This is a genomic window from Mesorhizobium maamorense (assembly GCF_044998965.1).
Lineage (GTDB): Bacteria > Pseudomonadota > Alphaproteobacteria > Rhizobiales > Rhizobiaceae > Mesorhizobium.
In genome coordinates this window covers 1,134,506-1,158,845 of sequence record NZ_CP173356.1, presented here as the reverse complement: position 1 = coordinate 1,158,845, position 24,340 = coordinate 1,134,506, and the positions used below count along the sequence as shown (strand labels likewise).

The 24,340-nt window shown below is 63.8% G+C and carries 24 protein-coding genes, 2 pseudogenes and 1 riboswitch; of the genes and pseudogenes, 7 read left to right on the top strand and 19 right to left on the bottom strand.

Translation table 11 applies throughout. From position 1 onward, the window contains the following. Positions 1-29: 29 nt before the first annotated feature. Together ACIU1A_RS05970 and ACIU1A_RS05965 are read right to left on the bottom strand one after the other, a co-directional pair. Positions 30-1,265, bottom strand: a complete 1,236-nt coding sequence (locus tag ACIU1A_RS05970) for a class I SAM-dependent RNA methyltransferase (RefSeq protein WP_140514819.1) — start codon at positions 1,263-1,265, stop codon at positions 30-32. Continuing rightward, positions 1,262-2,026: a TlyA family RNA methyltransferase gene (locus ACIU1A_RS05965; RefSeq protein WP_224617663.1), complete on the bottom strand. Its 765-nt coding sequence runs from the start codon at positions 2,024-2,026 to the stop codon at positions 1,262-1,264. Before ACIU1A_RS05965 ends, ACIU1A_RS05970 begins: the two co-directional genes overlap by 4 nt. A 175-nt stretch (positions 2,027-2,201) precedes the next feature. Here ACIU1A_RS05965 and ACIU1A_RS05960 point away from each other — a divergent pair, with 175 nt between their 5' ends. Further along, entirely contained in the window at positions 2,202-2,603 is a 402-nt protein-coding gene (locus ACIU1A_RS05960) for a GFA family protein (RefSeq protein WP_140514816.1), read from the top strand. A 25-nt stretch (positions 2,604-2,628) separates the two neighbouring features. Here the strand turns inward: ACIU1A_RS05960 and ACIU1A_RS05955 are convergent, their stop codons facing one another. The 6 genes from ACIU1A_RS05955 to ACIU1A_RS05930 form a co-directional block, all read right to left on the bottom strand. Next, positions 2,629-2,922, bottom strand: coding sequence for a hypothetical protein (locus ACIU1A_RS05955; protein WP_140520807.1), 294 nt, complete (start codon positions 2,920-2,922; stop codon positions 2,629-2,631). 148 nt (positions 2,923-3,070) lie between these two features. Further along, positions 3,071-5,008, bottom strand: a complete 1,938-nt coding sequence (dxs, locus tag ACIU1A_RS05950; RefSeq protein WP_224617667.1) for a 1-deoxy-D-xylulose-5-phosphate synthase — start codon at positions 5,006-5,008, stop codon at positions 3,071-3,073. Positions 5,009-5,086: 78 nt separating this feature from the next. Beyond that, positions 5,087-6,007, bottom strand: coding sequence for a pirin family protein (locus ACIU1A_RS05945; protein WP_404926849.1), 921 nt, complete (start codon positions 6,005-6,007; stop codon positions 5,087-5,089). 40 nt (positions 6,008-6,047) lie between these two features. Beyond that, positions 6,048-6,314 (bottom strand): DUF2277 domain-containing protein, encoded by a 267-nt coding sequence (locus tag ACIU1A_RS05940; protein ID WP_010914875.1) that lies wholly within the window; start codon positions 6,312-6,314, stop codon positions 6,048-6,050. 98 nt (positions 6,315-6,412) lie between these two features. Beyond that, positions 6,413-6,664, bottom strand: a complete 252-nt coding sequence (locus ACIU1A_RS05935; RefSeq protein ID WP_140498064.1) for an exodeoxyribonuclease VII small subunit — start codon at positions 6,662-6,664, stop codon at positions 6,413-6,415. Between the two features lie 3 nt (positions 6,665-6,667). Then, positions 6,668-7,594: a histone deacetylase family protein gene (locus ACIU1A_RS05930; RefSeq protein ID WP_140559379.1), complete on the bottom strand. Its 927-nt coding sequence runs from the start codon at positions 7,592-7,594 to the stop codon at positions 6,668-6,670. Positions 7,595-7,715: 121 nt separating this feature from the next. Then, positions 7,716-7,896: riboswitch (cobalamin riboswitch) on the top strand. A gap of 48 nt (positions 7,897-7,944) precedes the next feature. Here ACIU1A_RS05930 and bluB point away from each other — a divergent pair. After that, positions 7,945-8,697 (top strand): 5,6-dimethylbenzimidazole synthase, encoded by a 753-nt coding sequence (gene bluB, locus ACIU1A_RS05925; protein ID WP_140520811.1) that lies wholly within the window; start codon positions 7,945-7,947, stop codon positions 8,695-8,697. A 43-nt stretch (positions 8,698-8,740) separates the two neighbouring features. Here the strand turns inward: bluB and ACIU1A_RS05920 are convergent, their stop codons facing one another. Next, positions 8,741-9,346, bottom strand: a complete 606-nt coding sequence (locus ACIU1A_RS05920) for a TetR/AcrR family transcriptional regulator (protein ID WP_404926848.1) — start codon at positions 9,344-9,346, stop codon at positions 8,741-8,743. A 118-nt stretch (positions 9,347-9,464) separates the two neighbouring features. On the opposite strand from ACIU1A_RS05920, the gene ACIU1A_RS05915 reads away from it, so the two are divergent. Next, entirely contained in the window at positions 9,465-10,688 is a 1,224-nt protein-coding gene (locus ACIU1A_RS05915; protein WP_140674977.1) for an MFS transporter, read from the top strand. 50 nt (positions 10,689-10,738) lie between these two features. On the opposite strand, the gene ribB is transcribed toward ACIU1A_RS05915, so the two are convergent. Next, on the bottom strand, positions 10,739-11,839 hold the full coding sequence (gene ribB, locus ACIU1A_RS05910; RefSeq protein ID WP_140514808.1) for a 3,4-dihydroxy-2-butanone-4-phosphate synthase: 1,101 nt from the start codon (positions 11,837-11,839) through the stop codon (positions 10,739-10,741). A gap of 100 nt (positions 11,840-11,939) precedes the next feature. After that, complete coding sequence (gene aroC / locus ACIU1A_RS05905) at positions 11,940-13,061, bottom strand: chorismate synthase (RefSeq protein WP_140738270.1); 1,122 nt, start codon at positions 13,059-13,061, stop codon at positions 11,940-11,942. A 182-nt stretch (positions 13,062-13,243) separates the two neighbouring features. On the opposite strand from aroC, the gene ACIU1A_RS05900 reads away from it, so the two are divergent. After that, positions 13,244-13,504 (top strand): DUF1344 domain-containing protein, encoded by a 261-nt coding sequence (locus ACIU1A_RS05900; RefSeq protein ID WP_140498049.1) that lies wholly within the window; start codon positions 13,244-13,246, stop codon positions 13,502-13,504. Between the two features lie 104 nt (positions 13,505-13,608). On the opposite strand, the gene ACIU1A_RS05895 is transcribed toward ACIU1A_RS05900, so the two are convergent. The 4 genes and pseudogenes from ACIU1A_RS05895 to ACIU1A_RS05880 form a co-directional block, all read right to left on the bottom strand. Continuing rightward, positions 13,609-14,196 carry a histidine phosphatase family protein gene (locus ACIU1A_RS05895; RefSeq protein WP_140520815.1) on the bottom strand — a complete coding sequence of 196 codons (588 nt, stop codon included), beginning with the start codon at positions 14,194-14,196 and terminating at the stop codon, positions 13,609-13,611. 51 nt (positions 14,197-14,247) lie between these two features. Next, positions 14,248-15,066, bottom strand: a complete 819-nt coding sequence (gene fabI / locus ACIU1A_RS05890) for an enoyl-ACP reductase FabI (protein ID WP_140514802.1) — start codon at positions 15,064-15,066, stop codon at positions 14,248-14,250. Between the two features lie 105 nt (positions 15,067-15,171). Then, positions 15,172-16,120: pseudogene (locus tag ACIU1A_RS05885) on the bottom strand (DnaJ C-terminal domain-containing protein). 99 nt (positions 16,121-16,219) lie between these two features. Continuing rightward, positions 16,220-16,681, bottom strand: coding sequence for an RT0821/Lpp0805 family surface protein (locus ACIU1A_RS05880; RefSeq protein WP_140580763.1), 462 nt, complete (start codon positions 16,679-16,681; stop codon positions 16,220-16,222). A 40-nt stretch (positions 16,682-16,721) separates the two neighbouring features. On the opposite strand from ACIU1A_RS05880, the gene pdxH reads away from it, so the two are divergent. Further along, complete coding sequence (gene pdxH, locus ACIU1A_RS05875; RefSeq protein ID WP_404926847.1) at positions 16,722-17,339, top strand: pyridoxamine 5'-phosphate oxidase; 618 nt, start codon at positions 16,722-16,724, stop codon at positions 17,337-17,339. Positions 17,340-17,478: 139 nt separating this feature from the next. On the opposite strand, the pseudogene ACIU1A_RS05870 reads toward pdxH, so the two are convergent. Continuing rightward, positions 17,479-18,228: pseudogene (locus ACIU1A_RS05870) on the bottom strand (crotonase/enoyl-CoA hydratase family protein); the annotation flags it as partial. Positions 18,229-18,247: 19 nt separating this feature from the next. After that, positions 18,248-20,017, bottom strand: coding sequence for an acyl-CoA dehydrogenase (locus ACIU1A_RS05865; RefSeq protein ID WP_404926846.1), 1,770 nt, complete (start codon positions 20,015-20,017; stop codon positions 18,248-18,250). Positions 20,018-20,244: 227 nt separating this feature from the next. Here ACIU1A_RS05865 and ACIU1A_RS05860 point away from each other — a divergent pair, with 227 nt between their 5' ends. Together ACIU1A_RS05860 and ACIU1A_RS05855 are read left to right on the top strand one after the other, a co-directional pair. Then, complete coding sequence (locus tag ACIU1A_RS05860) at positions 20,245-20,481, top strand: hypothetical protein (protein WP_404926845.1); 237 nt, start codon at positions 20,245-20,247, stop codon at positions 20,479-20,481. Between the two features lie 377 nt (positions 20,482-20,858). Next, the gene (locus ACIU1A_RS05855) at positions 20,859-21,974 is read left to right on the top strand and encodes a glycoside hydrolase family 25 protein (protein ID WP_404927859.1); all 1,116 of its coding nucleotides are present in this window, start codon (positions 20,859-20,861) and stop codon (positions 21,972-21,974) included. A gap of 24 nt (positions 21,975-21,998) precedes the next feature. Here the strand turns inward: ACIU1A_RS05855 and purD are convergent, their stop codons facing one another. Then, positions 21,999-23,282, bottom strand: coding sequence for a phosphoribosylamine--glycine ligase (purD, locus tag ACIU1A_RS05850; protein WP_404926844.1), 1,284 nt, complete (start codon positions 23,280-23,282; stop codon positions 21,999-22,001). A gap of 158 nt (positions 23,283-23,440) precedes the next feature. Continuing rightward, positions 23,441-24,262: a phytanoyl-CoA dioxygenase family protein gene (locus ACIU1A_RS05845; RefSeq protein WP_404926843.1), complete on the bottom strand. Its 822-nt coding sequence runs from the start codon at positions 24,260-24,262 to the stop codon at positions 23,441-23,443. Positions 24,263-24,340: the final 78 nt, after the last annotated feature.

The following is a 24,340-nucleotide window of genomic DNA, read 5'->3' as shown; positions in this document are numbered from 1 at the left end:
TGCCGGTCTCGCTGAGCAGGGCTAAGCGCCTAGCGTCTTTTCCGCGGCTTCTCCAGCAAGGCAACAGCCTCGACATGGGGCGACCACAGAAACTGATCGATCGGCGTCACGCTTTTCACCGCGTAGCCGCCGTCGATGAGGATGCGCAAATCCCGCGCGAGCGTCACCGGGTTACAGGAGACCGCGGCAACGAATGGAACATCCGAGCGGGCGATCTGCTTCGACTGATCCTCCGCGCCCGCGCGGGGCGGATCGAAGACAACGCCATCAAAGGCGTTTAACTCCTTGAACGTCAGCGGACGGCGGAACAGGTCTCGGCGCTCGCCGGTCACGCGTTTCAGGCCGGTGGCGAAGCGTGAACCCCGATCGAGCGCCGAAAGTGCGGCCGCATCGCCCTCCACCGCATGCACTTCCGATCTCGCGGCCAACCGCAGGGCGAAGCTGCCGCAGCCGGCGAAGAGATCGGCAATTTTTTTGGCACGTTTCAGATGTCCGCCGACGATATCGGCCATGGTCCGTTCGGCTGCCTCCGTCGCCTGCAGGAAGGCGCCCGGCGGCACCGCGACGGCAACGCTGCCGAACATGACGACAGGCTTCTTCGGCTCGATGATGATCTCGTCATCGATGGACAGTCTGGCAAAGCCCTGCGCAATGACAAAATTGGTGGCGATGCGGCGCTGGTTTTCGCCGAGCTTGCCCGATTCATGAACCGCCACGTCGAGGCCGGAACCCGTCACTGTGACCGCCATGCGAAACGATTTCGGGGTGGCGCAGATCAATTCGGCGAGTGCCCTCAAGCTGTCGAGCGCGTTGACGATCCCAGGCAGCGAGATCGGGCATTCGGAGATGGAAATGATTTCCGGCGACAGATGGCGATTGAAGCCGAGCAGCATGCCTGTTTCGGTGCGCCTGGCGGCGAGCACGACGCGGCGGCGCGTGTGCGGCGCGCAGGCGACCAGACCGCCTATTTCGCAATCGATGCCTCTCAGCGCATGCACGACCTTCTCGCGCTTCCACTGCTGATAGGCTTGCGCCTCCAAATGCTGGAGGGCGCAGCCGCCGCACTCGCCGAAATGGCGGCAGGCGGGTTCGATGCGCAGGGGCGAGGCCTCGATCAGCGCCATCAGCGTGGCGCGATCCCTTTCACGCGCCGCGGTGACAACCTCGCCTGGCAGCGTGAAAGGAATGAACAGATCGCCGCTTTCGGTGTCGGCGATGCCATCTCCCTGGGCGCCAAGCTTTTTGATGGTGAAGCGTGCACTCATCGGTCCTTGACCCCACCAAGCAGGAATTCGCGATTGCCGTCACCGCCCTCGATTGGCGACAGATGCAAGCCGAGCGAGCGCCAGCCGGGCACGGCATCCAGCCAATCCTGCAGCAAGCCGGCGACACGGGCGGCATGATAGGGGTCTTTCAGCAGGCCGCCCTTGCCGATCGCCTCGCGACCCGCCTCGAACTGCGGCTTGACCAGAAACATCGCTGCGGCACCGGGCTTGGCGATGGCAAGCGCAGGCGGCAGGGCCAGTTTCAGTGAAATGAAACTGACGTCGGAGACTATGAAGTCCGGACTGCGGCCGCCAAGATCGGCGGTTGAGAGATCGCGGGCGTTCAGCCCCTCGATGACCGTCACGCGCGCGTCCTTGCCGATATCAGCATGCATCTGTCCGTGACCGACATCGATCGCCGTGACATGGGTCGCGCCGCGTTCGAGCAGGACCTGGGTGAATCCGCCGGTCGAGGCGCCGATGTCGAGCGCCTCACAGCCGGCCGGATCGAGGCCGAAATGGTCGAGCCCGGCGATCAGCTTCAGCGCCGCGCGTGAGACATAGCCTTGGGCCGGGTCATCAACGGCGATGACGCATTCCGGTTGCACGGCCTGGCCAGGCTTTCGGGCAATAGCGCCGTCCACCGTTACCGTGCCACGTTCGATCGCGTCACGTGCACGCGAGCGGCTGGAAAACAGCCCACGCGCTACGAGCAGATCGTCGAGCCGCTGGCGCGTGCTGGCTGGCCGGGGAAAATTCATCGGTCTTCCTTGGCGAAAGCCGGCGGCGAAGGCAAGGAGATTGGAGCAGGAGAAGTAACATCGCCGCAGGGCAGCGACCGCAGAGAGCCGCTCGCGGCCAGTCGCATATCGCATCAGGTCGGCCACGATGATAAGGAAGAAACGCCGTTTTGCTGCCGAAGGCGAAGGAGGACGGATGCTTACGGGAACCTGCCATTGCGGTGCGGCCCACTGGACCTTGAAGGGCGATCCCGGGCCGATCACCGCTTGCAACTGCACGCTGTGCCGACGTTACGGCACGCTCTGGGCCTACGACTTTGTCGATGAACGTATCCGCGTCGTGGGGCCGATAAAAAGCTATAAACGTGCCGGCAAGGCCGAACCCACGCTCGAGATCCTGTTCTGCCCGACATGTGCGTGCGTGCTTGCCTGGCGCGGTTTGCGCCCAGCCGAGTCCGGCCGCACGCGGATCGCCGTCAATGTAAGGCTTGCGCCGCCGGAAGCCGTGGCCGACCTGCCGATCGATCATTTCGACGGTCTCGAGACCTACGACGATCTGCCGCGCGACGGCCGCTGCGTGCGCGACATGTGGTTTTGATTTGGGTGGTTTGATTTGGGCGAGATCAGAAGATGGTGCGGGGAGCCTGCCGTTCGACGGCGGGAGACAGGCCGTCATCCCGATCGCGGGCAACTTCCCTGCGCGGGCGCTCGACTGGCGCGGCGGATGCCGATGCGGCGTCCGGCGGGACAACAAGCTGCGGCAGCTGCTTGTAGGAGAAGCCGCCCCTGATATGCCCCATCCTGCTGGCGACTATATCCACGGCCGCCTTCTCGAGATTGCGGTCGTAGCGCGTTCCGGCGATGGCCGGCGCTGCGATGGCGGTCAGGATCGCCATGCCGCACAGAAGCGTCTTCACTGTTGTTGTCTCCCTGCCTGGCCAGAACCTAGCAGCGTGCCGTTGAAAAACGGGCAAGAGACACGGTAAGCAAAACGCCAAACCGCAATGTCAACAATGCGTTACGACATCGAGCCGGCAAACCGATTCAAGCGCTTGATGTGTCGAGTCAGGCGCGCTGGGCGCGGACCGCCTGCCCGAGGGCGGTGAAAACCGTATGGACGATGCCGGCGGCATCGAGACCGGCATCGGCATACATCTTTTCCGGCTTGGCGTGGTCCGCAAACACGTCCGGTAGCACAAGCGGGCGCACTTTCAGACCGCTTTCCAGCAGGCCCTCATGGGCGAGGAACTGCAAAACGTGACTGGCGAAGCCGCCGACGGCGCCCTCCTCCACCGTGACCAGAACCTCGTGCGAGCGGGCCAGCCGTCGGATCAGGTCCTCGTCGAGCGGCTTCGCGAAGCGCGCATCGGCGACGGTGGTCGAAAGCCCGGACGCGCCCAGTTCCTCGGCCGCGATCAGGCAATCCTGCAAGCGCGTGCCGAAGGAGAGGAGTGCCACCTTGCCGCCTTCCCTGATGATGCGGCCCTTGCCGATTTCGAGCACCGAGCCGCGATCGGGCATGTCGACGCCGACGCCATTGCCGCGCGGATAGCGGAAGGCGATCGGGCCGTCATCGTAGGTTGCCGCGGTGCGCACCATGTGGCGCAGTTCCGCCTCGTCGGCCGCCGCCATGACGACGAAGCCCGGCAGGGAGGCCAGGAAGGTGGTGTCGAAGGCGCCGCAATGGGTGGCGCCGTCGGCTCCGACGAAGCCGGCGCGATCGATGGGGAAGCGCACCGGCAATTTCTGGATCGCCACGTCGTGCACGACCTGATCGTAGGCACGTTGCAAGAAGGTCGAATAGATCGCCGCGAACGGCTTGTAGCCTTCGGTCGCGAGGCCGGCCGCGAACGTCACCGCATGCTGTTCGGCGATGCCGACGTCGAAGGTCCTGGCCGGAAACACTTCGCCGAACAGATCAAGCCCGGTGCCGCCCGGCATAGCGGCGGTGACGGCGACGATGCGCTCGTCCTCCTGGGCCTCCCGGATCAGGCTTTCGGCGAACACCTTGGTATAGGCCGGCGCGTTGGCCGGGGCCTTGGCCTGAGCGCCGGTGATGACGTCGAACTTGTTGACGCCGTGATATTTGTCGGCCGCGGCCTCGGCCGGCGCGTAGCCCTTGCCCTTCTGGGTGACGACATGGATCAGCACGGGGCCCTTGCCATTGTCACGGACATTTTTCAGCACCGGGATCAGATGGTCCAGATTGTGGCCGTCGATCGGACCGATATGGTAGAAGCCGAGCTCCTCGAACAGCGTGCCGCCGGTGACGTAGCCGCGCGCATGCTCAACCGCCCTGGTGATGGCACGGTCGGCACGCTTGCCAAGATACGAGGTCAGTTTCTTGCCGAAGTCGCGCAGGCCGACATAGGCCTTGCCAGAGGCCAGGCGCGCCAGATAGGCGCTCATGGCGCCGGTCGGCGGGGCGATCGACATGTCGTTGTCGTTGAGGATGACGATCAGGCGGGCATCGAGCGCGCCGGCATTGTTCATCGCCTCGTAGGCCATGCCGGCCGACATGGCGCCGTCGCCGATGACAGCGATGACATTGTTGCGGCCGCCGGCAAGATCGCGGGCCGCCGCCATGCCGAGGCCGGCCGATATCGACGTCGAGGAGTGGGCGGCGCCAAACGGATCGTATTCGCTCTCGGTGCGGCGGGTGAAGCCGGAGAGGCCGCCCTCCTGGCGCAGGGTGCGGATGCGATCGCGGCGCCCGGTCAGGATCTTGTGCGGATAGGCCTGGTGGCCGACATCCCAGATCAACCGGTCATCGGGCGTGTTGAAGACATAGTGCAGCGCCACGGTCAGTTCGACCACGCCAAGCCCGGCGCCGAGATGACCGCCGGTGCGCGACACCGCGTCGATCAGTTCGAGGCGAAGCTCCGATGCCAGTTGCGGCAATTCGCTTTCGGAAAGCGTGCGCAGCTCGGCCGGGATGCGGACCTTGTCGAGAAGCGGCGTATGCGGCGTTGCGTTCACGGGTAGGCCCAGGCTTCTGTTCATGCGCGGGATAGGCCGCCGGCAGGCGAAAGTAAATGCCTGTCAAATGACGCGGAAGGCACGGCCCCGTCGTCGATTTCCTCAGCCGTCCGGCAGGGGAATGAACTCTTTCTCATCGCCGGGAACGATGTCGAAGCGGCCTGTTTTCCATTCTTGCTTGGCCTGTTCGATGCGCTCCTTGGAGGACGAGACAAAATTCCACCAGATGTAGCGCTTCGAGCCCAGCGAGGCGCCGCCGAACAGCATGAAATGGGCACCGGCCTGTGAGGATACGACGATCTCGTCGCCGGGCCGGAACACCAGAAGCCGTTCCGCCGGAAACACGTCGCCGGAAATCGAGACCTCGCCTTCCAGCGTATAGATGGCGCGTTCTTCCGCGTCGGCAGGGATTTTCACGCTGGCGCCGGGCGCCAGCCTGAGGTCGGCGTAGAGCGTCTCGGAATCGGCCCGCACCGGGGAACGCAGCCCCTGGAAATCGCCGATGACGATGCGGCCACTGACGCCTTCCGCGTCGATGTCGGGAAGCCGCGCGACAGCGGTGTTTTCGAAAACCGGCGCCACTTCCTCCTTGCCGTCCGGCAGCGCCAACCATGTCTGCAGCCCCGAGATCGACATCGGCGCGCCGCGCAGTTCTTCCGGCGTGCGCTCCGAATGGACGATGCCGCGGCCGGCGGTCATCAGGTTCACGTCACCCGGCTCGATCACCATCTCGGTGCCGAGCGAATCGCGATGCCTGATCCTGCCGTCGAACAGGTAGGTGACCGTCGACAGGCCGATATGAGGATGCGGCCGGACGTCGAGCGCCTGACCGGCACGCAGGATGGCCGGGCCCATGCGGTCGAAGAAGATGAAGGGACCGACCAGCCGCCTTTTGGCGGTCGGCAAGGCGCGGCGAACCTGAAAACCGCCAATGTCCTTGGCGTTCGGAATGACCATCAATTCGATCTGGTCGCTGGCAAAGGCATCGCCGGCTTCAGGATCCCTCCCGGGAAAGAAGCTCATGAGCTCTCCTTGTCAGCGGCCGATGGCTGCTTTGGCCAGATCAGGCAAAGCGGATCGCCGCCTTCGCCCGCAGCTTGGCCGCAACCTCCTCGCGATTGCGCGGATGCTGGTTGGTTTCAAGCGAATCGAGAAGCTCGCGCGCCGACGCCGCGATGGCCTCGACGGCATGGTCGAAGGCGTGCTGGTTCTGCTTCGAAGGCCGCGTCGTTCCGCTCAGCTTGCGAACGAATTGAAGGGCTGCATCGCGCACCTCGTCGTTGGTCGCCGGCGGATCAAAATTGAACAGGGTCTTGATGTTTCTGCACATCGCTTCCGTATCTCCTCTTGTCCTGGAGCCGTTTCAATCGGGACGCGTTCTATCCTCAATCATGATCGTGTCAAAAACCAGAGAGACGGCTGCGTGCCTCAATCCGCATCCAGCGGCTCCGTCCCGACCGGCTTGCCGTCGCGGGACAGCCTGATCTTCTCCACCTTGTCCTCGGCCGCCTTGAGCAGCCGGTCGCAATGCACCTTCAGCGCCTCGCCGCGCTCGTAGATCCTGATCGACTGGTCGAGCGGCACATCGCCACGCTCCAGATCATCGACGATCTTCTCCAGCGCGTCGAGAGCCTGTTCGAAGCTCATCGCCTTGACGTCTTCGTTGGTTTCACCAGCCATCATTCATCCTTTCATCAGTCGCCCGACATGGGCGGCGACCGAAAATGCCAATCCTTGCAGATCGTAGCCGCCCTCGAGCAGGCTGACGAGCCGGTTGCCGCTGTGGCGCGCCGCGCGCTGCATGAGTTGGCCGGTCGCCCAGTCGAAATCATCCTCGGTCAGGTTGATCTCGGCCAGCGGGTCGCGATGATGCGCATCGAAGCCGGCCGAAATAATGATCAGGTCGGGTGCAAAATTGTCGAGCGAGGGCAGCACGCGCGACAGGAAGGCATCGCGGAACGCCTCGCTGCCGGTCTGCGGCGCAAGCGGCGCGTTGACGATGTTGCCGGCGCCGGTTTCGTTCTTTGCTCCGGTGCCGGGGTAGAGCGGCATCTGGTGCGTCGAGCAATAAAGCACGGACGGATCGTCCCAGAAAACATCCTGCGTGCCGTTGCCGTGATGCACGTCCCAGTCGACGATGGCGACGCGTTCGATATCGTGTTTGCGCTGTGCATAACGTGCGGCGATGGCCGCCGTGTTGAACAGGCAGAAGCCCATCGCCGTCGCTTTCTCCGCATGATGGCCGGGCGGCCGGGCGGCGACGAAAACGTTGTCTGCCCTGCCGGCAAAGACGTCGTCGACGGCGGCGTTGGCGGCGCCGATCGCGGTGATCGCCGCTTGCCAGCTCTTCGGGCTGGCCGTTGTGTCGGCATCTATGCGGGCGATGCCCGTATCGGGAATGGCGGCGCGTACCCGCTCGACGAAATCCTCGGGATGCGCGTAGAGAATGGTGGCCTCGTCGCCTTGTGGCGCCTCGAGGCGATCGAGCGCGGCAAAAGCCTCGTCGTCGAGCACGCGCTCGATTGCGCGCAAGCGGTCCGGCCGCTCCGGATGGCCGGGTGGCGTGATGTGCTCGAGGAAGATCGGATGGGTGTAGAGACGAGTGGCCATGCTCCCTATCTAGTGCCCCGGCGCGGCGATGGCCATGCATTGCGGCCTGATGGCTGGGGAAAATCGCGCCTGCGTCCATTCGAGTCGCCGCGGGGATTGGCGGCGTAGGGGCTTCGTCGTAAAGTCTCGGCCACTGCCTGGTGCCCGCCGCGAGCGGGAGAATCGGGAACACGGTTTGATACCGTGGCGTGCCCAACGCTGTAAGGGGGACCGCGCCGGTAAATGCCACTGTCGATGACGGGAAGGCGCCGGATGCGGGTTGATCCCGAGCCAGAAGACCGGCCTGGCAGGCATCGTCATCCGCATGGTCAGGCGGACGGCAGTTGATTGCAATCGCAAGGGGACAAGCGATGCCGGACAATATGACCATCCCCGTGGGTGACGGATTCGACCAGATGGCGCGCGATGCGGTCTACCGCGCCATGTTCACGCGGCGCGATGTCCGCAGCCATTTTACATCAGAGGCCGTCGACGACGAGGTCTTGGCGCGGCTGCTGCTTGCCGCCCATCACGCGCCATCGGTCGGCTTCATGCAGCCATGGAATTTCATCGTCATTCGTGGCACCGAACGACGGGAACAGGTGCGCGACCTGTTCCTCGCGGCGCGCGAGCAGGAATTGCCGGCGATCGAGGAAGAGCGGCGGGCGCTCTACCGCAAGCTCAAGCTGGAAGGCATCTGCGAAAGCGCGCTCAATATCTGTATCACCTGCGACCGCCGACGCTCACAGGGTTCGCCGCTGGGACGCTGGCACAATCCCGAGATGGATCTCTACAGCACGGTCTGCGCGGTGCAGAATTTCTGGCTGGCGGCGCGCGCCGAAGGCGTCGGCGTCGGCTGGGTCAGCATTATCGAGGCGCAGGCGTTGAAAGGCCTTCTGTCGATTCCCGAGCATGTGACGCCGGTGGCCTATCTCTGTGTCGGCCGTGTCTCGGAGTTCGCGCCGAAACCGGACCTCGAAACACATGGCTGGGGGCGGCGGCTGCCGCTGCCCGAGCTGATCATGAGCGAGACGTTTTGCGGACAGGGCGAAGTTCCGCTCAAATCAACGATCGCACGCCTCAAGGCGGCAACATGCGAAAAGTCTGACAAACCCTTGATTTGATTGCCGATACGGCATGCCCAGAGCTGCCGGCGGCCTGCCGTCGTCAGGCGGCTCCGGTATCCTTCCTCAACAATCCTTCAAGCAGTTGCTTGAATGCCGCCACCACGGTCTTTGACGTCGCTTCCGGGTCGTTCGAATTGGCGATCCGCTGCGCCGCCTGGCTGCTCGCCCCGTTGATCAGCCGTGCCGCGGTCTCGGGGTCTACGCCCGGGACAACTACCCCGTCGCCCTGCAGCGTCGTCAGGTGATCGGTCATCGACGCGACGCAGGCATTGGCGTTCGGCCATTGCGCGGGATCCCCCAGCACGGCCGGACCGTCCCGAAACATGATGCGCTGGATTTCCGGCTCCAGCGCCATTTCGATGTAGCTCGTGCATTCGTCGACGAAGCTTTGCCAGCGGGTCGGTGCTTTCGCTGCAACCTCATTCACCCGTGCCGCCATCTCGGCGTCTATCTCGGCGATAACCGCCTGCAAAAGCCCCTTCTTGTCCCCGAAATGATGATAGAGCGCACCGCGCGTCAGCCCGGCCGATGCGGTGAAATCATCCATCGATGCCTCGGCATAACCGATCGTTCCGAACGCATGCCGGGCCGCGGCAATCAATTTGGCGCGCGTTTCGGCGATCATTTCCCTGCGGGGCTTGTGCATCTCTTCTGGCCTTATCCACATACGTCACGTATGCCAATTGACATACGCGACGTATGATCTATTTAGTTCATACGCATCGTATGTAATTTCCGAATCGCCTTTTGTCGAGGAACGGACCATGCAGAACCCCTATTCCGAGATCTTTCGAGCCCCTGGCGCCAAGGGCTTTGCCGCTGCAGGCTTCATGGCGCGCCTGCCGATCGCCATGGCGCCGATCGGCATCGTGGCGATGCTGTCGCAGACGCGTGGCGAATACTGGCTGGCGGGTGCCGTCTCGGCGACATTCGCGCTGGCCAACGCTTTCCTGGCGCCGCAGATCTCCAGGCTGGTCGACCGCCTCGGCCAGACATGGATCGTCGTGCCCACCACCATCATCTCCGTGCTGGCATTCCTGCTGCTGATTGCGTCGGCCAACCAGGATTGGCCGGTATGGACAATGTTCGTGTCGGCGCTGCTGGCAGCGGCCATGCCCAGCATGCCGGCAATGGTGCGCGCGCGCTGGACCGAGCTTTTTCGCGGCCGGCCGGAGATGAACACCGCCTTTGCCTTCGAATCGGCGGCCGACGAACTGGTCTATATCGCCGGCGCGTCGCTGTCGGTGGGCCTCAGTGCGGCGCTGTTTCCGGAAGCAGGCATGCTGGCGAGCACGTTGTTTCTCGCTTTGGGCTCGATAGCATTCATCCTGCAGCGATCGACCGAGCCGAAAGTGCGGCCGGTGGACCATGGTTCGACTGGCTCGGCAATCCGCCTGCGGCCGGTACAGATCATCACCTTCGCCCTAATCTTCATCGGCGCGACCTTCGCGACGACGGAAGTGAGCACCGTGGCGATCACCAAGGAGTTCGGCCAAGCCGGTGCCGCAAGCCTGGTGATCGGCGTCTATGCGCTGGGATCGTTCGTGTTGGGCATCGTGGTCGGCGCGCTCAACCTCAAGACGCCGCTACAGCGCCAGCTGACCGTCGCGGTCGCCATCATCGCAGTCAGCACGATTTTGCCGCTCACCGCCGACAGCGTGCCGATTTTGGCGCTGACCGTCTTCATCAGCGGCGTGGCGATCTCGCCGACTTTCATCACGGCATTCGGCCTGATCGAACGGCATGTGCCGGAAGCGATGCTGACCGAGGGCATTACCTGGGTGACAACGGGAATCGGCATCGGCATGGCGCTGGGCTCTTTCGCCGCCGGCGCGGTGGTGGATGCGTTCGGCGCCCAGAACGGGTTCTGGGTCTCGGTGGTCGCGGGCGGCATCGCGCTGGTCACGGTGCTGCTCGGCCAGCGCAGTCTTGCCACTCACAAATGCGAGTTGGATGGGTGTGAAGCGGCCGTCGCTGCCGCGGAATGAACCATGACGCGTCCGGTTCAGCGGGTCGGACGCTATTGCCGCCGTCGAACCTAGAGAATCTCGGTCTTGGCGATGTGGATGCCAAAACCTTCGAGGCCGACATAGTGGCGCTCGCGCGAGGCGATCAAATTGATCGAGGAAATGCCGAGATCCTTCAGGATCTGAGCACCGAGCCCGATCTCGCGCCATTCATTCTCGCGACGGCGCGCCTCTTCGTGGTCCTCCCGGTCGCCGCTCGCCGGCCGGTTGCGCTCCTGGTGGGCGACACCGACCGAGCCCTCGCGCAGATAGACGATGACGCCGCGCTTGCGCTCGCCCATCGCCTTCATGATGGCGTCCAGCCGGTGGCTGGTGCCGAAGACGTCGGTCACCACGTCCTCGGAGTGCAGACGCACAGGCACCTCTTCTCCGTCGCGGATGTCGCCGAAGACGACGGCGACATGGTGCATGGAATCCCAGGGCAGCGTGTAAGTGAAGACCTGCGCCTTGCCGCCGAGCGTGTCGATCTCGGAGCATGCCACGCGTTCGACCAGCGTTTCCTTGCGTTGCCGGTAAGCAATGAGGTCGGCGACAGAAACCTGCTTGAGGCCGTGCTCCTCGGCAAAAGCCGCGACCTGCGGGCCGCGCTTGACGGTGCCGTCGTCATTGACCAGTTCCGAGATCACGCCGATCGGCGGCAGGCCGGCGAGCTTGCACAGATCGACGGCCGCCTCGGTATGGCCCGAACGCATCAGCACGCCGCCTTCGCGCGCGATGAGCGGGAAGATGTGGCCGGGGCGGACGAAATCGGAGGCGCCGACATTGCCGTTGGCGAGATTGCGCACGGTCAGCGTGCGGTCGTCGGCCGAAATGCCTGTCGTGGTACCATGCTTGAAATCGACGCTGACGGTGAAGGCGGTGGTGTGCGCCGAATCATTGTCGGCGACCATCGGCGCAAGGTTGAGGCGCTTGGCCTCCTCGCGCGGCATCGGCGTGCAGACGATGCCCGAAGTGTTGCGCACGATGAAGGCCATCTTTTCCGGCGTGCAATGGACGGCGGCGACGATCAGGTCGCCCTCGTTCTCGCGCCCGTCATCATCCATGACGACGACGATCTCGCCCCGCTCGAAGGCCCGGATTGCTTCGACGATTTTCTTCTGGTCGTAAGACATGGAATGCTCGCTTCGCTCGCAAGGGAGTAGGGGAATAGGGCGGTAAGGCAGTAGGGGAAAGGAAAAATTGCTCGTCTCGCGGGCAGCTTAACATACTGCCCTACTGCCCTACTGCCCTACTGCCTTCCTTGCCTGTCTGTCCTCGGTGCCGCAGATAATGGTCGGCGATTGCGCAGGCAACCATCGCCTCGCCGATCGGTACGGCGCGAATGCCCACACACGGATCATGGCGACCCTTGGTCATCACTTCGACGTCGTTGCCGTCCTTGTCGATCGACTTCCGGGGCGTCAGGATTGAAGACGTCGGCTTGACGGCGAAGCGGGCGATGATCGCCTGGCCGGTCGAGATGCCGCCAAGGATGCCGCCGGCATTGTTGGACAGGAAAACCGGCTGGCCGTCATTGCCGATGCGCATCTCGTCGGCATTCTGTTCGCCGGTGATGCGGGCGGCCTCGAAGCCGTTGCCGATCTCGACGCCCTTGACGGCGTTGATCGACATCAGGCCTGACGCGATATCCTGGTCGAGCTTTGCGTAGATCGGCGCGCCGAGGCCGGCCGGAACGCCGTCGGCGACGATCTCGATCACGGCGCCGACGGAGGAACCCGCCTTGCGGATGCCGTCGAGATAGCTCGTGAAAACGGGAACGGACGCCGGATCCGGCGTGAAGAACGGATTGTCCGCGTCGCCAATGAAATTCCAGTTCCAGTTGGCGCGGTCGATCGACTTCTCGCCCATCGATACCAGTGCACCGCGCACCACCATGCCCGGCACGACCTTGCGGGCGAGGGCTCCGGCAGCGACCCGAGCCGCGGTCTCGCGCGCCGAGGATCGGCCGCCGCCGCGATAGTCGCGCACGCCGTATTTGACGTCATAGGTGTAGTCCGCATGGCCCGGCCTGTACTGGCGGGCGATCTCTCCATAGTCCTTCGAGCGCTGGTCGACATTCTCGATCAGCATGGAGATCGGCGTACCTGTCGCGATCATCGTCTCGCCGTCGTTGTCAAGGATGAAGCCCGACAGCACCTTCACTTCGTCAGGCTCACGGCGCTGCGTGACGAAGCGCGACTGGCCGGGCCGGCGCTTGTCGAGTTCGGCCTGGATTTCGTCACGCGTGAAGCGGATGCCGGGTGGGCAGCCGTCGACCACGCAGCCCAATGCGGCCCCATGGCTTTCGCCCCAGGTGGTGACGCGGAAAAGATGGCCGAACGTGTTGTGAGACATCGCAAAGTGCCTTGCCCGGCATCGGAGCCGACTGAAGCCTGCCTTCTATTGGCGTTTTCCACAGGGGTCAAACCGTGATCTTCGGATTTAGTTTTGACACATTCGATTGGTTTCTGCTCTGCTCCATTCGCCGTTGAGGATCCGCCGCTACCCATGCCGGCGCAATACCAAAGAGGACGATGATGCGTACCCTGATTGGCGCTGTTGCCGCCACATTCCTGCTTTGCACCGCCGCTTTCGCCGGGCAGACCGAAGGCCTGATCAAGAAGATCGACAAGGACGCGCTGACCCTGACGCTGGACGACGGCAAATCCTACAAGCTGAACGCGGAAACCGATCTCGACGCGCTGAAGCCGGGCATGGACATCGTCATCGCCTATGACGTGACCAACGGCGAAAACGTCGTCACCGATATGCAGTTGCCTGACAGCGACTCCGACTAGGCTTCCAATGCAAATCGGCTGTTCGGCGTTTGTTGAGCCGTCACAGCCGTTTTATGCACCTGCGCCGGCAGCCTGCATGAGCCTTCCTGGATCGTGCCGGGTGCCTAAAGCCATCCCAAGGTGTCGCCTTCCAGCTTGAGCACGCGGTCCTGCGGTATCGCCAGCTTCGCCGCATCGTCCTCGGCCATGTCAAGCACGAAGCGAAACAAGGTGCGCATGACGCCGCCATGCGTCACGCAGACTGTCTGGCGCTCGAGCGCGTCGAACCACGGCTTTACCCGTTCTAGCAGCATCTGGTAGCTCTCGGCATCTTTGCCCGGTGGCTGAAAGTTCCATTTGTCCAGCGCACGCGTCCTGCTCGCACCCGGAAATTGCGTCTCCAGCTCGGCAAAGGTGAAACCCTGCCAGTCGCCGAAATTCACTTCAACAAGGCGGGGATCGGTCCCGTAGGCAGCCGGGTCGAGCTTCATGGCGGCGCGAATGCGCTCCATGGTCTCGCGCGTGCGCCGCATCGGGCTGGCGACGAAATCGAACTCTGCGGGATTGGAGATCAGGTCAGCCAGCCGATGCCCGTTTGCGCTCGCCTGCTCGCGGCCGAGCGCGTTGATGTCGGTATCGGCCTGCCCCTGAAGCCGGAATTCGGCATTCCACGCGGTCTGGCCGTGGCGCACGATATAAACCAGCGGGTACATCAGGTTTTCCGGAGGTCGGGCCAGGGCCTGGGCGGAGGATAGGCGGAGGAGTTAATCCTTGACTGTCGAAATGTCAGGTGCGTCGACCGCCTTCATGCCGACGACGTGATAGCCGGAATCGACATGATGCACTTCGCCGGTGACGCCGCGCGACAGGTCGGACAGGAAATAGACGCCGGAATCGCCGACCTCTTCCTGGGTGACCGTCTGCTTCAGCGGCGAATTGTACTCGTTCCACTTCAGGATGTAGCGGAAGTCACCAATGCCGGAAGCGGCCAGCGTCTTGATCGGGCCCGCCGAGATCGCGTTGACGCGGATCTTCTTGGCGCCGAGATCGACGGCGAGGTAACGCACGCTGGCCTCGAGTGCGGCCTTGGCGACGCCCATGACGTTGTAATGCGGCATCACCTTTTCGGCGCCGTAATAGGTCAGCGTCAAAAGCGAACCGCCATCGGTCATCAGCGCCTCGGCGCGCTTGGCGATGGTGGTGAAGGAATAGACCGAAATATCCATCGTGCGCAGGAAATTATCGCGCGTCGTCTCGACATAGCGGCCGGTCAGTTCGTCCTTGTCGGAAAAAGCGATGGCATGGACGAGGAAGTCGAGCTTGCCCCAATGATTGGCGACATTTGCGAAAACGTCGTCGAGGCTCGCCGGATCGGTCACATCGCAATGGCCGGCGACAAAGGCGCCGAGTTCCGCAGCCAGTGGCTCGACCCGCTTCTTGAACGCTTCACCCTGATAGGTCAGCGCGATCTCGGCGCCGTGGTCGACGCATGCCTTGGCGATGCCGTAGGCGATCGACCTGTTGTTGGCGACGCCGAGGATCAGGCCGCGTTTGCCGGCCATCAGGCCCTGTCCACCCGCCATATGCGTGCTCTCCGCAAGATTTCTTATTTGTGGAGAGCCCTATCGCACAGGCACAGAGCCCCTTCAAGCGCTCAAACGGGACAGTTCGGGGACAAGAGCCGCCAATCAGCCTTTTTGGCTGCGCAACAGCCCTTCGAGCGCGCTGTCGCCGCCTTCTGGCAGCACGATGCGCACATGGGCGTAGAGATCACCGTGGCCGCCGGCCTTTTCCGGCAGGCCCCTGCCCTTCAGGCGCAGGACCTTGTCCGAGCTCGACCAGGCGGGAACGTTGACCGCGAGCTTGCCGGTCGGCGTTTCTACGGCCACCTTGGCGCCAAGCACGGCATCGGCCAGCCCCACCGGCAAATCGGCATGCAGGTCGCGGCCCTCCAGGCGGTAGCGCGGATGCCGGCGGAAGCGGATCTTGACCAACGCGTCGCCGGGCTGGCCCGGCCCTTGCTCGCCCTGCCCCTTCAGCCGGATGGTCTGCCCGTCCTCGACATAGGCCGGCAGCTTGACCGCCACCTTGCGGCCGTCAGGGAACATCGCCGTGACCTTTTTCAGCGTTCGCCGCTTCCTCGATGGTAACGTCGAGCGTGACATTGAGGTCGGCGGCGGTTGCCGGCTGGCGGCGGTCACCCATTCCTGCCCCGCTTTGGCCGGGGCCGCGCGAGCCGGAGAAGACGTCGCCAAAAATCTGGCTGAAGATATCGCTGTTGCCATCGAACGGATCGCCGCCAGGGCGTCCGGAGCGGAACTCGAATCGCGAACCGCCGGCTCCCTGCTGCTGGCGGCGAAAACCGCCGAAGGGGTCACCGCCACCGGGGGCGCCCTCGAAGCCCTGGAAACGCGGCTTGCCGTCGGCGTCGATCTCGCCGCGATCGAAAGCGGCACGGGTCTTCTCGTCGCCGACGATCTCATAGGCCTGATTGGCCGCGGCAAAACGGTCCTTCGCCTTGGGATCATTCGGATTCTGGTCCGGATGATGCTTCTTGGCGAGTTTGCGGTACGCCGATTTTATGTCCTTGGCCGATGCGTTCTTTGCAACGCCCAGCACCTCATAGGGGTCGCGCATGCTTCCTGCCCTGGAGAAAGAGTGAGTCCATAGTCGCCTCTTATATGCGCTCGCATAGGAAGAAATTCCAGTGCTGGACGTTATTTCAGAGGTGGAAGATCAAAGCGCCCTGAAGTCCTGCATGCGCCAGCCGCCGGCGCTGGCCAGGCAAAGTTCGCCCGCGAACATGGCAACGCCGTCAAAGCTTTCGCGCGAAGCCTTGAAGCGGCGGCAGGTCTGACCCCCGTCCTTCAATTCCGCCAGTTCGGTGATGGAGCCGCGCGAACCCGTACCGGCATTGGCCCACGGCACGGCTTGACCGCCGAGCTGCTCGATGTCGGCGGAGGACACCGCGTTGCCGATCGTCGTCTGGTCGGAATCGCGGTCCGAATCCGCCGGCGCGGCTGGGGCCGAAATGCTGCCGGTCAGGATCGAGCGATCGACCTCGGCTTTTTGCAGGCTGAAGCCGCCCGCGCCACATGCGGCAAGCGGCAAGGCAATCATCACGATCGCGGCTTTAGCGCTGGCTGAAGCAAATAGGCTGCCTTGCCTGCTGTCAAAAGCTTGCGCGATGCGCGACAATCGGCAACCTCCCCTGTTTGGTGAAAATTTGAGAAAAACTATGAGTGAGACTGAGTTAACAAGCGGTGACTTTACCGAGGCCGCCGAGCCGTTTCGCCTTTTTGCCGCATGGCTGGACGACGCCACCAAAAGCGAAATGAACGACCCCAACGGCGTGGCGCTGGCAACCGTCGATGCCGAGGGCATGCCGGATGTGCGGATGGTGCTGCTCAAGGGGTTCGATGAGAGCGGCTTTGTGTTCTACACGAATTTCGAAAGCGGCAAGGGCCGGGAGATCCTGGGCAGCATGAAGGCGGCGATGTGCTTCCACTGGAAATCGCTGCGCCGCCAGGTGCGCGTGCGCGGGCCGGTGGAGATCGTCAGCGATGCCGAAGCCGACGCCTATTACGCGACGCGGCCGCGCGGCAGCCGCATCGGCGCCTGGGCCTCGAAACAGTCGCGGCCGCTGGAAAGCCGGTTCGCGCTGGAAAAGGCGGTGGCCGAATACACGGCCCGCTACGCCATCGGCGAGATTCCGCGCCCAAAACACTGGTCGGGTTTCCGCATCGTGCCGAAGACGATCGAGTTCTGGCACGACAGACCGTTTCGGCTGCATGACCGCGTGGTGTTTTCGCGCAATGCCGGGGGCGGTTGGGAGAAGACGCGGCTTTATCCCTGAGTTTGTAAACTAGCGCCGACATCCTCACTGCGCCTAGCCCGGGCTGGCCAGTGGCGACCGAGGCACGCGGATAGGTCGGCGCTCCACCCCCACCCGACCCTGCGGGCCGACCTCCCCATCTAGGGGAGGCGGGGGCCGAACTATTTTTTCTGGTCATGAATGCCGTCAGTGCAGCGCGGGCTTCGTCCGATTTCAGCCGCTCGCGAAAATGCTCGCTTTCCACGTTGATGCGGGCGACGAGGTCCTCGCGAGAGCCGCGCATCAGGTCGCGCGCGATCCTGAGCGCCTGCGGCGGCTTGGCCGCGATCTGGCCGGCGGCCGCCAGAACCGACGCCTCCAGCGCTCCTTCCTCGACAACTTCGTAGATCAGACCAGCGGCCTTGGCGCGTTCGGCCGAGAAGCCTTCGCCAAGGCCGAGCAGCGCGAACGCGCCCTGCTGGCCCAGGATGCGCGGCGCCAGCAGGCTCGATCCCGCTTCGGGCACAAGGCCGAGGTCGACGAAGGGTGTCCTGAACACGGTGCGCGGCGTGGCGAAGGTCAGGTCGCAGTGCAAATTGAGCGTGGTGCCGATGCCGACCGCGATGCCGTCGACACCGGAGACGATGGGTTTTTCGACCCTGGCCAGCGCCATCAGGAAATCCCAGACTTCCGTGCCGCCTTCGCCGCCAGTGGCGACGACCATGAAATCGGCGAGGTCGTTGCCGGAGGAGAAGGCACCGGGCACGCCGAGAAAGACATGGACGCGAATTGCCGGATCCGCATCCCCTTCGGCCAAGGTTTGCGACATCTTGGCGTACATGGCGCGCGTCAGCGCGTTCTTCTTGTCCGGGCGGTTTATGCGGATGATCTGGATGGCGCCCTGGCGCTCGACGAGGATATGGTCTGTCACGGTTCTTTCCTTGTGAACGTCAGGCGGAAATCAATGTCTTGCCGGCAGCGGCGAGGCTTGCGGCGCCGTCGACAACGCGCTCCTTCAAGGCACTTGTCTCGCCGAGCAGGTTTTCGGCGAAAAAGCGGCAAAGGGCGACGCGGCCGTGATCGGCAACGGCGCCCCGCGCCAAGTAGGCGCCGCCGGCTGCAAGCGAGACCAGCCGGAGATAGGGTGTCGCGCCGGCAAGCGCCTCGCCAGTCCGGCCATCGGCCGACAGTTTTTGCAGGAAACGTGTCGCTTGCGTCAGATCGTCGAGCCCGCGGTCGAGAGCATCGGCCGTATGGCCAAACCCTTCGAGATTCGATGTCCGCACGGCGCTGGCGACAGCGGCAAGCTCGGCGATGAAGCCGTGCACATGCTCGCCGCCGCCGAGCGGCAGTTTTCGGGTCACCAGATCGATCGCCTGGATGCCGTTGGTGCCCTCGTAGATCGGCGCGATGCGGGCGTCGCGATAGAGTGCCGCAGCCCCCGTCTCCTCGATGAAACCCATGCCGCCATGGACCTGGACGCCAAGCGAGGCGACCTCGACGCCGATATCGGTCGAAAAAGCCTTGGCAAGCGGCGTCAACAGGTTGGCCCGGTCGCGCCAATGCGCCGCCTGGTCACCAGACGATACGCGCGCCAGGTCGATGGCATGGGCACAGGAATAGCTGATCGCCCGCGCGATCTGCGTCAGCGCCTTCATGGTCAGGAGATTGCGCTGCACGTCGGGGTGATGGACGATCGGCGCCATGCCGGCGCCGGCGTAATCCGCCACCTTGCCCTGGCGGCGCTCATTGGCATAGGCGATCGCCTTCTGGGTCGCGGCTTCCGCGACCGCCACGCCCTGCATCCCGACGGCGAGGCGGGCATTGTTCATCATGGTGAACATGCAGGCCAGCCCCTTGTTCTCCTCGCCGATCAGCCATCCGATGGCGCCGGGCTTGGCGCCCTGAAAACCGTCGCCATAGATCATGGTGCAGGTCGGCGAGGCATGGATGCCGAGCTTGTGCTCGAGGCCCGAACAGAAGACGTCGTTGCGTGCGCCAGGCGAGCCGTCCGCGCCGACCAGGAATTTCGGCACCAGGAAGAGCGAGATGCCGCGCGTGCCCGCAGGCGCGTCAGGCAGCCGCGCCAGTACCAGATGGACGATATTGTCGGTGAGATCATGCTCGCCATAGGTGATGAATATCTTCTGGCCGAAGATGCGGTAGGTGCCGTCGCGGGCCGGTTCGGCGCGCGTGCGCAAGGCAGCGAGGTCCGAGCCGGCCTGCGGCTCAGTCAGGTTCATCGTGCCCATCCACTCGCCGGAGACGAGCTTTGCGAGATACTTGGCCTTGAGCTCTTCCGAAGCGTGCTTGTCGAGCGCCTCGACCGCACCCATGGTCAGCGTCGGGCCAATGCCGAAGGCCATGGCGGCGGAATTCCACATTTCGAGCGCGGCGACGCCGAGCATGGTCGGAAGCGCCTGCCCGCCATATCCTTCCGGGCCGGAGAGCGCGTTCCAGCCGCCGTCGATCCAGCGGCGATAAAGTTCCTTCCAGCCCGGCGGCATGGTCACTGCCGCGTCCTTCAGCACCGCGCCGTGCTCGTCGCCGATCTTGTAGAGCGGCGCGACCTCTTCGGTGGCGAAGCGGCCGGCCTCGCTAAGAACGGCGTCGACGAGATCCTCGCCGAGATCGCCGAACGTGCCGTCATCGAGGGCAGGCTTCAGGCCGGCCACATGCTTGAGGGTGAACGCGATGTCCTCGACCGGTGCCAGATACATGCCGCTCGCTCCTCCTGATGCATCGGCCAGGCTGATCCTAGGACCTGAGTGGGACCTGCTTGCCACACACCGTATTCGCCTTTGGGCGATCGCCCATCTTCTTTTTACGTAAACGTCAAATTTTGTCACGCTGATTTTGTAATCGCGCCGGCTCGTATTAAATGCGATGGACGCCGGGTCAAAATCGACCGGCAACAGACCAGAACCAGCCGACTGGAAACCAACTCATGCTTGCCAGACCTGGCGCCTACCGTTGTATCGAGTGCGGCCTGCCCTACCGGGCGGCGGGGTTCTCATACTATCACGGTGAATTGGAAAACGGCGCCGCCTATTGGTCGGATCGCGGTATATTGTGCTCGCCGAAATGCTCGCTCGCCCATCATCGCAAACGCGCGGCCGAAGGCACGCTGCCGCAACAGCCCGCGCCGGATCCGTTTGAATTCCGGCCGTTCATCCGGCGGTGAGCGCTGAACCATCGATGACATGATGCCAAGCGAACAGACTGCTATTTGCCCTTACCAAAACAGCGCTGCCCTCCATTGACGAGGCTGCCGCCGTCCGTCTTTCCATCGGGGATCGGATCGCCTTGGCGGAAACGATTGTGAATCCACCGAAAGCAAATGGAACGTTGCGCGCACCGTCAACCGTTACAAACGGCCTGTCGCGGAATCTTCGATAATCTCGCACTTGGCGGCTGTTCCCTGAAGGCCACTTCGGTCCGGGCCCTTTCCGAAGTAAATCCTTAACCATAGCGGTCCAGGATTTGCCTTTGATCAACGGGGATTCCTGTTTGAAGAGAACGGCGCATCTTCTTCGCCGCCCAGCGATCGCTCTCGCGGCGATGATGGCGCTGACACCGGCGGCAAGGGCCTCGGATTTCTCCGAGCCGTGGAAAAGTGCCGACCGGGCGCTTGTCGTCGATGCCTACGAATACAATTCCATCGACTGGGCGCAGCTTGCCACGGACAAGCGCGTCGTCGGCTTCATCAACAAAGCCTCCGACGGCATGTCGCCGCCCTATTCCTGCTCCGGAGACGATACCGAGGTCAAACTCTGCAAGGCACTGTGGAAACGCCATGCGGTGACGCGCGAACTGTTCCAGACGCGCAAGGTGGTCGCCAAGGCACTCGGCCTGAAATGGGGCGCCTATCACCTCGCCCGCCCCGGCAATCCAGTCGAGCAGGCCAATAATTTCCTTGATTTCGCCGATCCCGCGCGGGACGACCTCATGGCCCTCGACATCGAAGGCATCGATCCCGCGCAATGGATGTCGCTCGACGACGCCGAGGCGTTCGTGCGCCAGGTGCATCGGCGCATCGGCCGCTTCCCGGTACTCTACACCAATGGCAAGACCGCCCAGTATATCGCCGACAACAGCTACAAATACCGGCTGCTGTCGCGGCTGCCGCTCTGGTACGCGCGCTACAAGCCTGACATCGACGTGCATTTTCCCATCGGCAACTGGCAAGGCTATGCGCTCTGGCAGTTTTCGGCCCAGGCCAATTGCGGCCGCTTCCGTTGCCCCTACAGGGTAGCCGGGACGCCGGACGACATCGACGTCAACATCGCGCCGACAGATGCCGCCACGCTGCGCCAGCAATGGCCGTTCGGCGGGCTGATCGACGTGCCTGCGGATTATCTCGCCAGCGTACCGGTGCCGCTCTCGCGCGAAGCCGCTTTGGCCGGCAAGACTACCCTCATCTACGCCGATGTGGCGACGCCGCCGAGTTTCGGGGAAATGGTCGCGGTGCTTGGTTCGCGCTGGTCGAAATTCCGCGACGGGTTCCGCATGCCTGTCGTGAAGACGGTGCCGCGGCGGCCGATCTTCGGCATCGTCCAATATGTCGCCTGGAAGCGCACCGGGCAGCGTACCCCAGCGCAACTCGACGCCGCCTTCGCTGCGGCGGCGGACCCGGTGAGCACCGCTTCTACCGAACCCGACCGCGGCAAACGCTGAATTTGTGCGACCGGATGCTTGCGGTCAGCTTGCTCCTGCCGCTTCGCGCGCCACGGCCTGCCAGCCAATGTCGCGGCGGCAGAAGCCCTGCGGCCAGTCGACACGGTCGAGCGCGGCATAGGCCTTCTCCTGCGCCTCGCCGACAGTCGCGCCGACCGCGGTGACGTTCAAGACGCGACCGCCATTGGCGACCAGCGCACCGCCATTGATGGCGGTGCCGGCATGGAAAATCTGGGCGCCTTCGCTGGCAGCCTCATCGAGCCCGCGAATGACCGAGCCTTTTTCGGGCGTGCCGGGATAGCCCCTCGCGGCCATGACGACGGTCAGTGCCGCCTCGTCGCTCCAGCGCGCCGACATGTGCGCGAGCTGGCCATCGACGGCGGCATTGAGCAGCACCAGCAGGTCGTCCTTCAGCCGCATCATCAGCACCTGGCATTCGGGGTCGCCGAAGCGGGTGTTGTATTCGATCAGCTTCGGCCCTTCGTCCGTTATCATCAGCCCGGCGAAGAGAATGCCGGCGAAGGATGCACCTGTTGCAGCCATGCCGCGCATGGTCGGTTCGATGATCTCGCGCATGGTGCGCTCTACCATCTGCGGCGTCATCACCGGGGCCGGCGAATAGGCGCCCATGCCGCCGGTGTTGGGGCCGACATCACCGTCGCCGACGCGCTTGTGATCCTGCGCGGTGCCGAAGGGCAGTGCTGTAGTGCCGTCGCACAGGCAGAAGAAGCTGGCCTCCTCGCCGGTCAGAAACTCCTCGACCACGACTTCCGCGCCGGCCGTGCCGAAAGAGCCGTCGAAACAGGCGTCGAGCGCGGCCAGCGCCTCATCCATCGTCATTGCGACCGTGACGCCCTTGCCCGCGGCAAGGCCATCGGCCTTGATGACAATCGGCGTGCCCATCTTCTCGACATAGGCCTTGGCCGATGCCGGGTCTGAGAAACGGCCATAGGTGGCGGTGGGGATGTCATATCTGGCGCAGAGATCCTTGGTGAAGCCCTTCGATCCTTCGAGCCGCGCCGCCGCACGCGACGGGCCAAAGACGCGGATGCCCCAGCCACGCAGATCGTCTGATATGCCGGCCACCAGCGGCCCTTCCGGCCCGACCACGACGAGGCCGATCTGCTTGTCCTTGCAGAAGGCGGCGACAGCGGAATGATCGGCGATGTCGAGCTTGACCAGCTCCGCCTCGCGGCCCATGCCAGGATTGCCGGGCGCAGCATAGAGCTTGGTCAGCAACGGCGACGCGGCGATCTTCCAGGCGAGCGCATGTTCGCGGCCGCCGGAGCCGAGAAGAAGAACGTTCATGGCCACCTCTTGATGCCTGTAATCTTCCAAAGAACCCGCTATTGCTCTCTGGACGACGGGTCAAGGCATCCGGGCGATTTGGTCGAAATTGCGCACGGGAACGTTACCCCTGCCAGAAAATCGGCGGCGTCCTCCGCCGCCGATTTCGGGCAAGCGCCTCAGCTCTGGAAGACGATCGGGAACCAGTCCTCGCGCAGCTTCTGCCCCGGCTGCATGCCATGGCCATGATAGGGCGGCGAGGTGCGCCCCGGCCGTTCGACATAATGGGCATCGTCGCCGACCCAGCGCAGCGATAGCGCCCGCCGCCGCGCCGCAGTGAGGTTGCCGCGTGCGCCATGCGCTGTCCTGAAATCGAACAGGATAGCATCGCCCGGCTCCATTTCCCATTCAAGCACCTCCAGCGAGGGGTCCGTGTCTGGATCCGGCACCGGCAGGTAGTCGCCCTCGTCGGCATAGAAATTGCTGTCGTCGAGCCAACGCACCGGCAGGATCATCTTGTCCCATTTGTGCGAGCCGGCAATCAGCCGCAGCGTTGCCTCCTTTACAGGGTCGATAGGGATCCAGAAGCTCACCGTCTGCCGGCCGTCGACGAAGTAGTAAGGGATATCCTGATGCCAGGGCGTCGGCTTCTGGGTGCCCGGTTCCTTGACAAGGACATGATCGTGGAAGAACTGCGCCGTGCGCGACCGCATCACCGCGGCCGCCAGTTCGGCCGCCGGCGATTCGCGGACCAGCTTGACGAATTCGGGAATGCGTTCCCAGTTGCAGTAGTCGTCGAAGAAGCTGCCGCGGCCGTTGGCGATGTCCGAGGCGGTGGCGCTGCGGTTTTGCATGTTGCGCTCGATGCCGGCGGCGATCGTTTCGACCCAGTCCTTGAACGCGCCGCGGATGCAGACAGCGCCGTCGCGCTGGTAATCCGCTATTGTCCGCGCATCGATCAAGCCTGTGTCGATCGCGCGAGGTGCGGTCTGGGAAGCCATGGCATTCTCCTTTCAGGGATCGATGCCACTATCGCAACTCTCTTTCATTTAGTAAAATAATAACTTCTGATCCGTCAT

Coding starts and splice junctions, on each gene's coding strand:
- ACIU1A_RS05895 (WP_140520815.1), bottom strand. CDS start 14,196: ATGTACCCGCTGGTTTATATCGTGCGCCACGGCCAGACCGCGTGGAAT.
- ACIU1A_RS05860 (WP_404926845.1), top strand. CDS start 20,245: ATGCTTGCCAGACCTGGCGCCTACCGTTGTATCGAGTGCGGCCTGCCC.
- ACIU1A_RS05965 (WP_224617663.1), bottom strand. CDS start 2,026: ATGAATTTTCCCCGGCCAGCCAGCACGCGCCAGCGGCTCGACGATCTG.
- aroC (WP_140738270.1), bottom strand. CDS start 13,061: ATGTCTCACAACACGTTCGGCCATCTTTTCCGCGTCACCACCTGGGGC.
- dxs (WP_224617667.1), bottom strand. CDS start 5,008: ATGAACAGAAGCCTGGGCCTACCCGTGAACGCAACGCCGCATACGCCG.
- ACIU1A_RS05940 (WP_010914875.1), bottom strand. CDS start 6,314: ATGTGCAGAAACATCAAGACCCTGTTCAATTTTGATCCGCCGGCGACC.
- fabI (WP_140514802.1), bottom strand. CDS start 15,066: ATGGCGGGTGGACAGGGCCTGATGGCCGGCAAACGCGGCCTGATCCTC.
- ACIU1A_RS05865 (WP_404926846.1), bottom strand. CDS start 20,017: ATGTATCTGGCACCGGTCGAGGACATCGCGTTCACCCTCAAGCATGTG.
- ACIU1A_RS05960 (WP_140514816.1), top strand. CDS start 2,202: ATGCTTACGGGAACCTGCCATTGCGGTGCGGCCCACTGGACCTTGAAG.
- ACIU1A_RS05935 (WP_140498064.1), bottom strand. CDS start 6,664: ATGGCTGGTGAAACCAACGAAGACGTCAAGGCGATGAGCTTCGAACAG.
- ACIU1A_RS05970 (WP_140514819.1), bottom strand. CDS start 1,265: ATGAGTGCACGCTTCACCATCAAAAAGCTTGGCGCCCAGGGAGATGGC.
- ACIU1A_RS05845 (WP_404926843.1), bottom strand. CDS start 24,262: ATGGCTTCCCAGACCGCACCTCGCGCGATCGACACAGGCTTGATCGAT.
- bluB (WP_140520811.1), top strand. CDS start 7,945: ATGCCGGACAATATGACCATCCCCGTGGGTGACGGATTCGACCAGATG.
- ribB (WP_140514808.1), bottom strand. CDS start 11,839: ATGTCTTACGACCAGAAGAAAATCGTCGAAGCAATCCGGGCCTTCGAG.
- ACIU1A_RS05855 (WP_404927859.1), top strand. CDS start 20,859: ATGATGGCGCTGACACCGGCGGCAAGGGCCTCGGATTTCTCCGAGCCG.
- ACIU1A_RS05930 (WP_140559379.1), bottom strand. CDS start 7,594: ATGGCCACTCGTCTCTACACCCATCCGATCTTCCTCGAGCACATCACG.
- pdxH (WP_404926847.1), top strand. CDS start 16,722: ATGAGTGAGACTGAGTTAACAAGCGGTGACTTTACCGAGGCCGCCGAG.
- ACIU1A_RS05920 (WP_404926848.1), bottom strand. CDS start 9,346: ATGCACAAGCCCCGCAGGGAAATGATCGCCGAAACGCGCGCCAAATTG.
- ACIU1A_RS05900 (WP_140498049.1), top strand. CDS start 13,244: ATGCGTACCCTGATTGGCGCTGTTGCCGCCACATTCCTGCTTTGCACC.
- ACIU1A_RS05945 (WP_404926849.1), bottom strand. CDS start 6,007: ATGAGCTTCTTTCCCGGGAGGGATCCTGAAGCCGGCGATGCCTTTGCC.
- purD (WP_404926844.1), bottom strand. CDS start 23,282: ATGAACGTTCTTCTTCTCGGCTCCGGCGGCCGCGAACATGCGCTCGCC.
- ACIU1A_RS05915 (WP_140674977.1), top strand. CDS start 9,465: ATGCAGAACCCCTATTCCGAGATCTTTCGAGCCCCTGGCGCCAAGGGC.